12 protein-coding genes are annotated in these 12714 nt (G+C 68.1%); 7 read left to right on the top strand and 5 right to left on the bottom strand.

Features of this window, described 5'->3' with window-relative positions; all coding sequences use genetic code 11:
* Nucleotides 1–30: 30 nt before the first annotated feature.
* From J5T34_RS12140 to J5T34_RS12130, 3 genes are read right to left on the bottom strand one after another with little or no spacing between them, the layout of a single operon-like run.
* Complete coding sequence (locus J5T34_RS12140) at nt 31–1221, bottom strand: ABC transporter substrate-binding protein (protein ID WP_208579971.1); 1191 nt, start codon at nt 1219–1221, stop codon at nt 31–33.
* A 54-nt stretch (nt 1222–1275) separates the two neighbouring features.
* On the bottom strand, nt 1276–2493 hold the full coding sequence (locus J5T34_RS12135; protein WP_432207665.1) for a methyltransferase: 1218 nt from the start codon (nt 2491–2493) through the stop codon (nt 1276–1278).
* Nucleotides 2490–3431 (bottom strand): CysB family HTH-type transcriptional regulator, encoded by a 942-nt coding sequence (locus J5T34_RS12130; RefSeq protein WP_208579970.1) that lies wholly within the window; start codon nt 3429–3431, stop codon nt 2490–2492. The genes J5T34_RS12135 and J5T34_RS12130 overlap by 4 nt, the downstream gene beginning before the upstream one ends.
* A gap of 154 nt (nt 3432–3585) precedes the next feature.
* Here J5T34_RS12130 and J5T34_RS12125 point away from each other — a divergent pair, with 154 nt between their 5' ends.
* The 7 genes from J5T34_RS12125 to cobA all read left to right on the top strand — a co-directional run bounded on the left by J5T34_RS12125 (nt 3586) and on the right by cobA (nt 10755).
* Entirely contained in the window at nt 3586–4359 is a 774-nt protein-coding gene (locus J5T34_RS12125; RefSeq protein WP_208579969.1) for a sulfite exporter TauE/SafE family protein, read from the top strand.
* Nucleotides 4360–4431: 72 nt separating this feature from the next.
* Nucleotides 4432–6111, top strand: a complete 1680-nt coding sequence (locus tag J5T34_RS12120; RefSeq protein ID WP_208579968.1) for a nitrite/sulfite reductase — start codon at nt 4432–4434, stop codon at nt 6109–6111.
* 39 nt (nt 6112–6150) lie between these two features.
* Nucleotides 6151–6729, top strand: a complete 579-nt coding sequence (locus J5T34_RS12115; RefSeq protein ID WP_174104451.1) for a DUF934 domain-containing protein — start codon at nt 6151–6153, stop codon at nt 6727–6729.
* A complete protein-coding gene (locus J5T34_RS12110) occupies nt 6726–7547 on the top strand; it encodes a phosphoadenylyl-sulfate reductase (protein ID WP_208579967.1) in 822 nt (273 codons plus the stop codon). The genes J5T34_RS12115 and J5T34_RS12110 overlap by 4 nt, the downstream gene beginning before the upstream one ends.
* 8 nt (nt 7548–7555) lie before the next feature.
* On the top strand, nt 7556–8542 hold the full coding sequence (gene cysD, locus J5T34_RS12105) for a sulfate adenylyltransferase subunit CysD (RefSeq protein WP_149316768.1): 987 nt from the start codon (nt 7556–7558) through the stop codon (nt 8540–8542).
* A gap of 80 nt (nt 8543–8622) precedes the next feature.
* Nucleotides 8623–9942: a sulfate adenylyltransferase subunit 1 gene (locus J5T34_RS12100; protein ID WP_208579966.1), complete on the top strand. Its 1320-nt coding sequence runs from the start codon at nt 8623–8625 to the stop codon at nt 9940–9942.
* Between the two features lie 48 nt (nt 9943–9990).
* On the top strand, nt 9991–10755 hold the full coding sequence (gene cobA / locus J5T34_RS12095) for a uroporphyrinogen-III C-methyltransferase (RefSeq protein WP_208580170.1): 765 nt from the start codon (nt 9991–9993) through the stop codon (nt 10753–10755).
* A gap of 181 nt (nt 10756–10936) precedes the next feature.
* On the opposite strand, the gene J5T34_RS12090 is transcribed toward cobA, so the two are convergent.
* Both J5T34_RS12090 and ruvB read right to left on the bottom strand, forming a co-directional pair.
* Entirely contained in the window at nt 10937–11461 is a 525-nt protein-coding gene (locus tag J5T34_RS12090; RefSeq protein ID WP_208579965.1) for a hypothetical protein, read from the bottom strand.
* A gap of 90 nt (nt 11462–11551) precedes the next feature.
* A complete protein-coding gene (gene ruvB, locus J5T34_RS12085) occupies nt 11552–12631 on the bottom strand; it encodes a Holliday junction branch migration DNA helicase RuvB (protein WP_208579964.1) in 1080 nt (359 codons plus the stop codon).
* Nucleotides 12632–12714 lie beyond the last annotated feature (83 nt).

The raw sequence follows: 12714 nt of genomic DNA, 5'->3' as shown, positions 1-12714 counted from the left end.
TGATCTTGTTGTTGCTCGGCAATGCCGCGGTCATTGTCCCGCGTAACTGAACTTGCCGTTGCGGATCACGCCCATCACGCGCGAGCGCTGATCGAACCCCTGATGATCGCGCGGGCTCAGGTTCAGCACGCCGTTCGGCACGGTCAGATTGGCGGTGGTTTCCAGCGCGTTGCGCATTGCCGCGCGAAACTCCTTGGTGCCGGGCTGCGCGCCGGTCTTCAGCGCGCGCCGCGCGGCGTCGTCGAGCAGTTGCCACGCGCCCCAGGCATCGCCGGCGAACTGCGTGATCGAATCCGCGCCGTACCTGGCCTCGTAGCGGGTCACGAAGTCGAGCGCGACCTTCTTGACCGGATGCGTGTCGGGCAGCTGGCGCGCGACCACCACCGGACCGGTCGGGAACAGCGTGCCCTCGACATCCTTGCCACCCATGCGCAGGAATTCGCCGGTGGCGATGCCGTGGGTTTGATAAACCTTGCCCTTGTAGCCGCGCTCGCCCAGCGTCTTCTGCGGCAGCACCGACGGCGTGCCGGCACCGGCGATCAGGATCGCGTCGGGGTTGGCGGCCATCAGCTTGAGCACCTGCCCGGTGACCGAGGTGTCGTTGCGCGAGAAGCGCTCGCTGGCGACCACGCGGATCTTGCGGACCTCGGCGAGCTTGGAGAATTCGCGCCACCAGCTCTCGCCGTAGGCGTCGTTGAAGCCGATGAAGCCGACCGTGCGCACGCCGTGGTTGCTCATGTGCTCGGTCAGCACGGTCGCCATCTGCGAATCGTTCTGCGGCATCTTGAAGGCCCAGCGCTTTTTCGGGTCGCTCTGCGGCTCGACGATGGCCGCCGAGGCGGCCAGCGCGACCATGGGGGTCTCGCCTTCCGACACCGCGTCGAGCGCGGCCAGCGCGGTCGGCGTGATGTTCGGCCCGACGATGACGTCGACCTTTTCCTCGGAGATCAGCTTGCGCACGTTGCGCACCGCGGCCGACGGGTCCGAGCCGTCGTCGAGCAGGATGTATTGGGCCTTCTGCCCGCCCAGCGTCGCCGGCCACATCAGGATCGTATTCTTCGACGGAATGCCGATCGACGCGGCCGGGCCGGTGGTCGAGACATCGATGCCGACGCGGATGTCGGCGTGCGCGGCCCCGGAGAGCAGGGCGCCGGCGGCGGCAAGCGCCAGCGTGGCAAGGCGCAGCGAGCGTCGCAGGCGGGGCAGGGTGGATCGTGGCATGGGGTCTCCTCCTTCGGCTTGTTGGCTTCTATCTCGCTTCTATTTAGTAGGGCGTCAGCCTGGCCGGGCGGCCGCCCTCGGCGCCAGCCGCCACAGCGACGTCGTCTCCGCGGCGCGGGCCGCGTGCAGCGGATCGTCGGCATCGGCGGCGCGCGGATGGCGCGGCTTGATGTCGATGCGGCCCAGCACCTGCAGGCCGGCGTCGTCGATCATGCCCAGCAGCGTCTCGCGGCTGCGCAAGCCGAGATGCTCGGCGAGGTCCGACAGGATCAGCCAGCCCTCGCCGTCGTCGGTCAGATGCGCGGCGAGGCCCGCGAGGAAGCCCTGCAGCATGCGGCTGTCGGGATCGTAGATCGCATGTTCGATCGGCGCGTTCGCCCGCGCCGGCACCCACGGCGGATTGCAGACCACCAGCGGGGCGCGGCCTTCCGGGAACAGGTCGGCCTGGACGATCTCTAGCTGTCCGCTCAGCCCCAGCCGCGCGATATTGTCGGCGGCGCAGCCCAGCGCGCGCGGATCCTGGTCGGTGGCGACGACGCGCTTGACGCCCCGTCGCGCCAGCATCGCGGCCAGCACGCCGGTACCGGTGCCGATATCGAAGGCCAGCGATTCCCTGGCCAACGCCGGCGGCAGCGGGGCCTGCCCAACGAGATCGATATATTCACCGCGCACTGGCGAGAACACGCCATACCAGGGATGGATGCGGTCGCCCAGCGCCGGCACCGGCACGCCCTTCTTGCGCCATTCGTGCGCGCCGATCAGGCCGAGCAGTTCGCGCATCGAGGCGACATAAGGCTCGGTCGCCGGGCCGTAGGCCTCGGTGCAGGCGTCACGCACGTCCGGCGCGCGCCGCAGCGGCACGGTGTGATCGGCCTCGAACGGCAACAGCAGCATGCCCAAGGTGCGGGCGCGCTGCGCCTGGGCCTGGCGGTGCAGGTGGAACGCCTCGGCAGGGGTGGCCGGTGCGGGCTTGGCCTTGGCCTGGCGCTGGGCCCGCCGCGGCTTGCGCTCGACGCGCCGCGCCATCGCCTGCAACAGCTGGCGCGCATTCTGGAAGTCCCCGCGCCACAGCAGGGCGGTGCCTTCGCAGGCGAGCCGGTAGGCGGTATCGGCGTCGGTGCGGTCGTCGGCGATCACCACGCGACGCGGCGGCGGCATGCCGGCCTCGGAGCGCCAGCGGGCGCGCTGCGTCACGCCTTCCTCGGTCCACTCGATGGTGGGCTCGGCCGCTCGGTCATCGCCCGGCCGCTGTTCATGTTGGTGTGCGCTCACAGTTCGTAGGCCTCGTGCTCGCCCGACATCGCCTGCTCGACCAGCTTGCGGTTCAGGGTCGGCGAGAACAGTTCGATGAAGGTATAGACGAAGCTGCGCAGGTAGGCGCCCTGCTTGACGGCCAGATGCGTCACATTGGTGCCGAACAGGTGGCCGGCCGGAATGCCGCGCAGATTGCGGTCGCGTTCGGGGTCGAAGGCGACCCCGGCGACGATGCCGATGCCCAGCCCGATCTCCACATAGGTCTTGATCACGTCGGCGTCGATGGCCTCCAGCACGATGTCAGGCTGCAGCTGGCGCAGTTCGAAGGCCTTGTCGATCTTGGACCGCCCGGCGAAGTTGGGGTCATAAGTGATGATCGGGTAACCGGCGAGGTCTTCCAGGGCCAGATGGGGTTTGTCCAGCAGCGGGTGGTCGGGCGGGGTCACGATGGTGTGCTGCCATTGATAACCGGGCAGCGACACCAGATTCTTGTCGCCCGAGATCCCTTCGGTGGCGATGGCCAGGTCGGCCTGGTCGTGCAGCACCATGTCGGCGATCTGCGCCGGGTTGCCCTGCTGGATGGAGAGCCGCACCTTCGGGTAGCGCTTGGTGAACTCGCCGATGACCCGCGGCAGCGCGTAGCGCGCCTGGGTGTGCGTGGTGGCGATCGTGAAGTTGCCCTGGTCCTGGGCCGCGTAGTCCTTGCCCACCCGCTTCAGGCTCTCGACCTCCTGCAGAATTTTTTCGACCGAGGTCAGGATGCGGCGGCCCGGCTCGGTCAGGCTGCGGATCCGTTTGCCGTGCCGGGTGAAGATGTCGACCCCGAGCTCCTCTTCGAGCTCGATGATCGCCTTGGAGACCCCGGGTTGTGACGTGTAAAGCGCTTTAGCGGCTTCGGTCAGATTGAAATTCTGGCGGACGGCCTCACGCACGAAGCGAAATTGGTGCAGGTTCATATATCGTCGTCCGTATAAACAAACAACTTCTTATTAGTTTGAGATATGAGGCGAGTTTATTACGATTTGCGAACTTTGTTAAACGGCTAGTCCCCGTGCGCCCGGCGTTACCAGCCGGCGCGGCCCGGCGGGGACCCACTTCGGTGCGCCCCCCATGTCCCTGGCCTTTACCGTTTCCGGTCTGTTGGTAGGCGTCCTCGTCGGTTTGACCGGCGTGGGAGGGGGCTCGCTGATGACGCCGCTGCTGACCCTGCTGTTCGGCTTCTCGCCGGCCACCGCGGTCGGCACCGACCTGGCCTTCGCGGCCATCACCAAGGGTTTCGGCACGCTGGCGCACCGCGCCCACGGCCATATTCAGTGGCACGTCGTGCGGCGCCTGTGCATCGGCAGCCTGCCGGCCGCGCTGGCCGCCATCCTCGTGCTCAAGAGTGCCGGCGAACTCGACGCCGGCTGGCTGCACGCGATCCGTCTGTCGATCGGCATCTCGGTGATCCTGACCGTGCTGTCGCTGCTGTTCCGCCGCCAGCTGCTCGAATGGCTGGCCCGCAATCCTCGCTTTCAACTGGAAGGCCGCGCGCAGGCGGTGGCCACCGTGATCGTCGGCGTGGTGATCGGCGTGCTGGTCACGGTGTCGTCGATCGGCGCCGGCGCGGTCGGCGCGACGCTGATCCTGCTGCTGTATCCGCGCATGAAGCCGGCCGAGGTGGCCGGCACCGATATCGCCTACGCGGTGCCGTTGACCGCGCTGGCCGGCCTGGGCCACGTGTGGCTCGGCACCGTCGACTGGAACCTGCTGCTGGCGCTGCTGGTGGGCTCGATCCCCGGCATCTGGCTGGGCGCGCAACTGTCGCGGGCGCTGCCCGAGCGGCTGGTGCGCGGCGCGCTGGCCACCACGCTGACGCTGGTGGCGATCAAGCTGGTTTCCTAGCGCCGGTGCCGTTGCCCCGCGCGTCCCTACGAACGAACACGAACACGAACGCATACTGAACGGACCCACACCATGTATCAGTACGATGAATACGACCAGCGCCTCGTTGCCGAGCGCGTCGCGCAGTTCCGTGACCAGGTGCGTCGCCGCCTGTCGGGCGAGCTGACCGAAGAAGAATTCCTGCCGCTGCGCCTGCAGAACGGTCTCTACATGCAACGCCACGCCTACATGCTGCGCGTGGCGATTCCCTATGGCCTGCTGGCGTCGAAGCAGCTGCGCATGCTGGCGCATCTGGCGCGACACTACGACCGCGGCTACGGTCACTTCTCGACGCGCCAGAACATCCAGTACAACTGGATGGAGCTCGAGCGCGTGCCCGATGCGCTGGCCGACCTGGCCTCGGTCGAGATGCATGCGATCCAGACCTCGGGCAACTGCGTGCGCAATATCACCACCGACCACTTCGCCGGCGTCGCGCCGGACGAGGCGGTGGACCCGCGCCCGCTGGCCGAGCTGCTGCGGCAGTGGAGCACGTTCCAGCCGGAATTCGCCTTCCTGCCGCGCAAGTTCAAGATCGCGATCTCGGCGTCGAAGGACGACCGCGCCGTGGTGCAGATGCACGACATCGGCGTCTACGCCTATCGCAATGCGGCCGGCGAGCTGCGCCTGAACATTCTGGCCGGCGGCGGCCTGGGCCGCACGCCGATCCTCGGCGCCATCATCAAGCACGATCTGCCGTGGCAGCACATGCTGACCTATATCGAGTCGGCGATCCGGGTCTATAACCGCTATGGCCGCCGCGACAACAAGTACAAGGCGCGCATCAAGATCCTGGTCAAGTCGCTGGGCGTGGAGAAGTTCGCCGAGGAGGTCGAGGCCGAATGGCAGCACAGCAAGGACGGCCCCGGCACGCTGACGCAGGCCGAGTTCGACCGCGTGGCGCGGCATTTCGCGCCGCCGGCCTATGACAAGCTGCCCGACACCGACACCAGCTTCGAGAAGCATCTGCTGGAAGACAAGGCCTTCGCCCGCTGGGTCCGCCGCAATGTGCACGGCCACAAGGTGCCGGGCTATGCCGCGGTGACGCTGTCGACCAAGCCCGGCGTGGCCGCGCCCCCGGGCGACGTGACCGCCGAGCAGATGGAGCTGGTCGCCGACTGGGCCGACCGCTACGGCTACGGCGAACTGCGCGTCGCGCACGAGCAGAACCTGGTGCTGCCGGACGTGCGCAAGCGCGACCTGTACGAACTGTGGCAGCTGGCCAAGGCCAATGGCCTGGCCACGCCGAACATCGGGCTGCTGACCGACATCATCGCGTGCCCCGGCGGCGATTTCTGCTCGCTGGCCAATGCCAAGTCGATCCCGATCGCGCAGGCGATCCAGCAGCGCTTCGACGACCTGGACTTCGTGCACGACCTCGGCGAGGTCTCGCTGAACATCTCGGGCTGCATCAACGCCTGCGGCCACCACCACGTCGGCAACATCGGCGTGCTCGGCGTCGACAAGGACGGCGAGGAGTGGTACCAGGTCACGCTCGGCGGCGCGCAGGGCAACCAGACCGCGCTGGGCAAGGTGATCGGCCCCTCGTTCAAGGCCGAGGAAATGCCGGACGTGGTCAGCCGCATCATCGAGACCTTCGTCGAGCACCGCATCGAGGACGAACGCTTCATCGACACCTTCGCCCGCATCGGCGTCGCGCCCTTCAAGGAGCGCGTCTACGCGAACAAGCAGCGCGAACGCGCCGAAGCCTGAGCCCCGGCATCGACGAACGCAAACGCATCGAGAACGAATATGGCAAAGATCATCCAACTGCAACGCGCCGACGGCGGCCAGGCCGCCGTGCCGGCGATCGTCGACGACGCGTGGACCGTGCTGCGCGGCGCCGAGGGCCAGGCCCCGACCGACGAGCAGATCGCCGCGGCGGCATCGAGCCAGGACGCGGTGCTGTTCCCGCTGCCGGTCTGGCTCGCGCACAAGGACGGCCTGCTGGCCGGCCGCGACGCGGCAAAGACCGGCATCTGGCTGGCCCCGGACGACGAGCCGGGCGATGTCGCCGGCGAACTGCAGCGCGTGTCGCTGCTGGCGGTCGACTTCCCGGTGTTCCGCGATGGCCGCGGCTTCTCCACCGCGTATCTGCTGCGCACCCGGTACGGCTGGAAGGGCCAGCTGCGCGCGATCGGCGACGTGCTGCGCGACCAGCTGAACTTCATGAAGCGCTGCGGCTTCGACGCCTTCGCCGTGCGCGCGGACAAGAACATCGAAGACGCGCTCAAGGGCTTCAGCGAATTCACCGTGACCTACCAGGCCTCGGTGGACGAGCCGCTGCCCCTGTTCCGCCGGGCGCGCGCCGAACAGCGGGAATCGGCATGAGCGTGATTCCGATCGTCGAACTGCCGGCGACCGCGTCCGAGATTGCGTCTGAAATCCCGGCCGCATCGCCGCTGCGTCCGTCGCTGTGGACTCCGCCGGAGTACACCGGCACCATCGCGGCGCTTCAGGCCAAGGAGGCCGCGCTGGCCGAGCGGCTCGAATCGATCGCGGGCCGCTTCTACCGCGCGCGCTTCGCATCGAGCCTGGCCGCCGAGGACATGGTGATCACCGACGCGATCCTGCGCGGCTCGGCCGCCCTGCGCGCCGGCATCCGCGTGTTCACGCTGGCCACCGGCCGCCTGCACGCCGAGACGCTGGCGATGCTGGACGAGGTCAAGGCGCACTACGGCTACGAGATCGAACGTTTCACGCCGGACGCCGAAGCGGTCGAGAACTATGTCCGCAAGCACGGCCTGAACGCCTTCTACGACAGCGTCGAGCTGCGCAAGGAATGCTGCGGCATCCGCAAGGTCGAGCCGCTGAACCGTGCGCTGTCGCATGCGGATGCGTGGCTGACCGGCCAGCGCCGCGAGCAGGCGGTCACGCGTGCCGACCTGCCGTTCGAGGAAATGGACGAGGCGCGCGGCATTCCGAAGTTCAATCCGCTCGCGGACTGGACCGAGGCCGAGGTGTGGGCCTACCTGAAGCGGCATGCGGTGCCGATCAACGCGCTGCATGCCAAGGGATATCCCAGCATCGGCTGCGAACCGTGTACGCGCGCCGTGCGCGCCGGCGAGGATGTACGCGCCGGCCGCTGGTGGTGGGAAAGCCGCGACTCGAAAGAGTGCGGTCTGCACGAACAGAACATCAAGCATTGAGGCCACAGATGGGCATCATGAACGAACTCCAGGCCGGCGCCGCGGCCACGCGCGACGGCAACCCCGACATCGCGCACCTGATCGAGGTACAGAACGACCACCTGGACCGGCTCGAGGCCGAGTCGATCTACATCATCCGCGAGGTCGCTGCCGAGTGCCGCAATCCGGCGCTGCTGTTCTCCGGCGGCAAGGACTCGATCGTGATGCTGCATCTGGCGCTGAAGGCGTTCCGGCTCGGCAACCGCAAGATCGAGCTGCCGTTCCCGCTGGTGCATATCGACACGGGCCACAACTACCCCGAGGTGATCGCCTTCCGCGATCAGCGCGTGGCCGAGATCGGCGCGCGGCTGGTGGTCGGCCACGTCGAGGATTCGATCAAGCGCGGCACCGTGCGGCTGCGCAAGGAAACCGATTCGCGCAACGCGGCTCAGGCCGTCACGCTGCTGGAAACGATCGAGCAGCACCAGTTCGACGCGCTGATGGGCGGCGCCCGCCGCGACGAAGAAAAGGCGCGCGCCAAGGAACGCATCTTCTCGTTCCGCGACGAGTTCGGCCAATGGGATCCGAAGGCGCAGCGCCCGGAGCTGTGGAGCCTGTACAACGCCCGCATGGCGCCGGGCGAACAGATGCGCGTGTTCCCGATCTCGAACTGGACCGAGCTGGACGTGTGGCAGTACATCGCGCGCGAGAACCTGGCGCTGCCGCCGATCTACTACGCGCACCAGCGCGAGGTGGTCCGCCGCAACGGCCTGCTGGTGCCGGTGACGCCGCTGACGCCGAAGCAGGACGGCGATGTCAGCGAGGTGCTGTCGGTGCGCTTCCGCACGGTCGGCGACATCAGCTGCACCTGCCCGGTGGCCAGCACCGCGGCGACGCCGGTCGAGATCATCGCCGAGACCGCCGTCACCGAGATCACCGAGCGCGGTGCCACGCGCATGGACGACCAGACCAGCGAAGCGTCGATGGAACGCCGCAAGAAGGAAGGCTACTTCTGAGGCCGGACTACGCGCAGCCTTATGCGCGTCTATATGCGCCATCGACGCCACCCGCGACGCCCCGAGACAGGATTTGCATCATGACCACCCAAGCCGCCCACCAGGGCCTTCTGCGTTTCATCACCGCCGGTTCGGTCGACGACGGCAAGAGCACGCTGATCGGCCGCCTGCTGTATGACAGCAAGGCGGTGCTGTCGGACCAGCTGACCGCGCTGGCCAATGCCAAGAACAAGCGCACCGCCGGCGAGGACATCGACTTCTCGCTGCTGACCGACGGCCTCGAGGCCGAGCGCGAGCAGGGCATCACGATCGACGTGGCCTATCGCTATTTCTCGACCGCACGCCGCAAGTTCATCATCGCCGATACGCCGGGCCATGAGCAGTACACGCGCAACATGGTCACCGGTGCATCGACCGCCCACGCCGCGATCGTGCTGATCGACGCGACCCGCGTGACCGTCGCCGATGGCCGGGCCCAGTTGCTGGCGCAGACCAAGCGCCATACCGCGATCGTCAAGCTGCTCGAACTGCAGCACGTGATCGTCGCGGTCAACAAGATGGACCTGGTCGACTACAGCGAGCAGCGCTTCAACGAGATCCGCACCGCCTATGCCGAGCTGGCCAGCCAGCTGGGGCTGAAGGACGTGCGCTACGTGCCGGTGTCCGCGCTGCGCGGCGACAACATCGTGCACGCCAGCGAGGAGGCGATGCCCTGGTACCAGGGCGAGCCGCTGCTGCCGCTGCTCGAGGCGCTGCCGGTCGAGGAGGTCGCGCCGCAGGGCGAGGCCGCGCTGCGTTTCCCGGTGCAGCTGGTGATCCGCCAGGACGGCGCGCAGTCCGACGATTTCCGCGGCTATGCAGGCCGCGTCGAGGCGGGCACGGTCCGCGTCGGCCAGACCGTACGCGTGCTGCCGGCCAACCGCGAGGCGGTGGTCGCCGAGGTGCTGACGCCGAACGGTGCGGCCGAGGAGGCCAGCGCCGGCGAGACCATCACGATCCGGCTGGCCGAAGACGTCGATGTATCGCGCGGTGACATGTTCGTGGCTGCCGCGGCCGCGGAAAGCCAGCAGGCGCTGCCGGCGAAGAAGCTGCAGGCCGACCTGTGCTGGTTCGACGATGCGGCGCTGAACACCGCGCGCAAATACGTGCTCAAGCACACCACGGCCAGCGTGTTCGCGCGCGTGTCGGCGGTGGACCGCGTGCTCGACGTGCATACGCTGTCGCACGAGACCGGCCGCCACGACATCCGCCTGAACGATATCGGTTCGGTGCAGATCACGCTGCAGAAGCCGGTGGTCTGCGACGTCTACAGCGACAACCCGGCGACCGGCGCGTTCGTGCTGATCGACGAGGCCACCAATCACACGGTCGCCGCGGGCATGATCCGTGCATATTCCTGAGATCGAAGCGAGATCGAAGTCGATCCAGGAAACACGAGGAGCAGCATGATGGGCAAGGTCTACCTGATTGGCGCCGGTCCCGGCGCGGCGGACCTCATTACGGTGCGGGGTGCACGACTATTGGGCGAAGCCGAAGTGGTGCTGCACGATGCGCTGGTGTCGCCCGAGATGCTGGCCTGGTGTCCCCGGGCCAGGCTGGTCGAGGTGGGCAAGCGCTGCGGTAAGCGCTCGACCGCCCAGCTGTTCATCAACCGGCAGATCGTCGACCTGGCCGGCAAGTACGAGCGTGTGGTGCGTCTGAAGGGCGGCGATCCGATGCTGTTCGGCCGTGCCGACGAGGAATTGCAGGCGCTGGAAGAGGCGGGCATCGATTACGAGATCGTGCCGGGCATCACGGCCGCGCTGGCCGCTGCCTCCGCGATCGCACGCCCGCTGACCAAGCGCGGCGTGTCGCGCAGCGTCGCGTTTGCCACGCAGGCCAAGGCCCCGGACACCATCGACGTGGAGGCCGACGTCAAGGCCGATACGCTGGTCTACTACATGGGCCGCGATCAGGCCGCAGCTATCGCCGCGCAACTGATCGCGCACGGCAAGCCGGCGTCGACGCCGGCCTGGGTGGTCGAGGCCGCCTCGACCCCGCACCAGCGCAGCCGCCAGTTCACGCTGCGCCAGATGGCCGCCGGCGAAGCGACGGCGTGGATCGACCCGCAGCATCCGAGCTTGCTGATGATTGGCGAGGCGTTGGGTGGGCGTGCCGGTGCCGCGGTCGACCTCGAGCAGGATTCTGGCGCCCGGCAGCCACGCGCAGCTTGAGTTCCGTACGGCGCAGTTAAACGCCGTCGGTGTTCTCCCCTCTCCCGCGAGCGGGAGAGGGGCGGGGGAGAGGGCGAACGGCATTCGCGCTTGCGACACCGTCTCGCCAGTGCCACCGCCCTTTCCCTCTCCCCCAACCCCTCTCCCGCTGGGCGGGAGAGGGGAGCAGACCGACGGCTACTCAGCGCGCTGCCCCTTCCTTCGTAATCTCCACCGTCTCCCGATAAACGATCCGGGCCATCTGGCCTGGCCGCAGCGCGGCCACGTCGATTGCGATGTCGTCCGCCCGCGCGGCGTGTTCCGTATTGCGCGGGCCGCGGAAGTTTACCGTGCGGGCGATCGGGTCGACCGCGACGATCTCGGCGGTGGCCGTGGTGGTGATCTCGCGGACCACGCCTGGCCGGCCGTCGTCGAGACGGCGCGACAAGCGATCGACCGATTCCGCGGTGGCGACGTTGCGGCTCGCCAGCGGCTCGAGCTTCGTGATCCGCGCCGGGCCGTGCGTCACCTTCAGACGGTCTCCTGCGTTGACCGTACCGAAATGGCGCGCTTCGTCGCCGGTCATCAATTCGGTCAGCTGCCCCTGCGGTCCACGCACCAGCACAGCGTTCGACGCATCGATGCGGACCACTTCCGCCGCGGTAGTGGCGGGCGTGGTCTGTGCAGCCGCGCTGCCGATGGCGCCCATTATCAGCGTGCAGGTCATCGCACAGGCCAGCGCCAGCGCGCGCGCCCCGCGTCGTATCGTGCTGTCTCGATCGTTCCGCATCGGCGCCTCCGCAAGTGGTTTAGCTTGTCATGCCTCGTCCGGCAGGATGCTGCCCTGCGCGCCGCCAGGCGTCGCCAGCCCGAAGTGCCGGTAAGCCGCCGGCGTGGCTACGCGGCCGCGCGGCGTGCGTTGCAGATAGCCCTGCTGGATCAGATAGGGTTCGAGCACGTCCTCGATGGTGTCGCGCTCCTCGCCGATCGCCGCCGCGAGGTTGTCGACGCCGACCGGGCCGCCGCTGAACTTGTGCAGGATCGCCTCGAGCAGCTTGCGGTCCATCAGGTCGAAGCCGACGCGGTCGACGTCGAGCATCGCCAGCGCGGCATCGGCCATCTCGCGCGTAATGGTGCCGTCGCCCTTGACCTCGGCATAGTCGCGCACGCGCCGCAGCAGCCGGTTGGCGATACGCGGCGTGCCGCGCGAGCGGCGCGCGATCTCGAGCGCGCCCTTCGGATCGATGCGCGCGTGCAGCAGTTGCGCAGAGCGCGTGACGATGCGGGCGAGTTCGTCGGCGGTATAGAACTCGAGCCGCGCGACGATGCCGAAGCGGTCGCGCAGCGGATTGGTCAGCATGCCGGCGCGCGTGGTGGCACCGACCAGCGTGAACGGTTGCAGATCGAGCTTGACCGAGCGCGCGGCCGGGCCCTCGCCGATCATGATGTCGATCTGGTAGTCCTCGAGCGCGGGGTACAGGATTTCCTCGACGATCGGCGATAGCCGGTGGATTTCGTCGATGAACAGCACGTCGTTGGCTTCGAGGTTGGTCAGCAGCGCGGCGAGATCACCGGGCCGCTCGAGCACCGGGCCCGAGGTCTGGCGCAGATTGACGCCCATCTCCCGCGCGATGATGTGGGCCAGCGTGGTCTTGCCCAGCCCGGGCGGACCGAACAGCAGCACGTGGTCCAGCGCCTCGCGGCGGTTGCGCGCCGCGTGCATGAAGATATCGAGCTGGTCGCGCACCTTCTGCTGGCCGACGTATTCGTCGAGCAGCTTGGGCCGCAGCGCACGTTCGAAGGCCTCCTCGGTGGTGGAGGCCGGCGTGGCGGCGATCAGGCGGTCGCCGCTGGGGTCGGCAGGGCGGCTCGGGGCGAACTTGTCGGTTTGGATCATGGCGCGGAGGCGGGAAAACTGGCTCGATTGTAGCCCACCGCACTGTCGGCGCCGGCCGCTGTCGCACGCGCGCCGGCGCGCCG

This window comes from Cupriavidus gilardii, assembly GCF_017598945.1.
Lineage (GTDB): Bacteria > Pseudomonadota > Gammaproteobacteria > Burkholderiales > Burkholderiaceae > Cupriavidus > Cupriavidus gilardii_E.
The sequence above is the reverse complement of the archived record's forward strand: the minus strand, read 5'-3'. Positions and strand labels throughout refer to the sequence as shown.

What these genes read in the sequence shown, in the direction of transcription:
- J5T34_RS12140 (WP_208579971.1), bottom strand. Translation starts at nt 1,221, where the DNA reads ATGCCACGATCCACCCTGCCCCGCCTGCGACGCTCGCTGCGCCTTGCC.
- J5T34_RS12130 (WP_208579970.1), bottom strand. Translation starts at nt 3,431, where the DNA reads ATGAACCTGCACCAATTTCGCTTCGTGCGTGAGGCCGTCCGCCAGAAT.
- J5T34_RS12125 (WP_208579969.1), top strand. Translation starts at nt 3,586, where the DNA reads ATGTCCCTGGCCTTTACCGTTTCCGGTCTGTTGGTAGGCGTCCTCGTC.
- J5T34_RS12120 (WP_208579968.1), top strand. Translation starts at nt 4,432, where the DNA reads ATGTATCAGTACGATGAATACGACCAGCGCCTCGTTGCCGAGCGCGTC.
- J5T34_RS12115 (WP_174104451.1), top strand. Translation starts at nt 6,151, where the DNA reads ATGGCAAAGATCATCCAACTGCAACGCGCCGACGGCGGCCAGGCCGCC.
- J5T34_RS12110 (WP_208579967.1), top strand. Translation starts at nt 6,726, where the DNA reads ATGAGCGTGATTCCGATCGTCGAACTGCCGGCGACCGCGTCCGAGATT.
- cysD (WP_149316768.1), top strand. Translation starts at nt 7,556, where the DNA reads ATGGGCATCATGAACGAACTCCAGGCCGGCGCCGCGGCCACGCGCGAC.
- J5T34_RS12100 (WP_208579966.1), top strand. Translation starts at nt 8,623, where the DNA reads ATGACCACCCAAGCCGCCCACCAGGGCCTTCTGCGTTTCATCACCGCC.
- cobA (WP_208580170.1), top strand. Translation starts at nt 9,991, where the DNA reads ATGGGCAAGGTCTACCTGATTGGCGCCGGTCCCGGCGCGGCGGACCTC.
- J5T34_RS12090 (WP_208579965.1), bottom strand. Translation starts at nt 11,461, where the DNA reads ATGACCTGCACGCTGATAATGGGCGCCATCGGCAGCGCGGCTGCACAG.
- ruvB (WP_208579964.1), bottom strand. Translation starts at nt 12,631, where the DNA reads ATGATCCAAACCGACAAGTTCGCCCCGAGCCGCCCTGCCGACCCCAGC.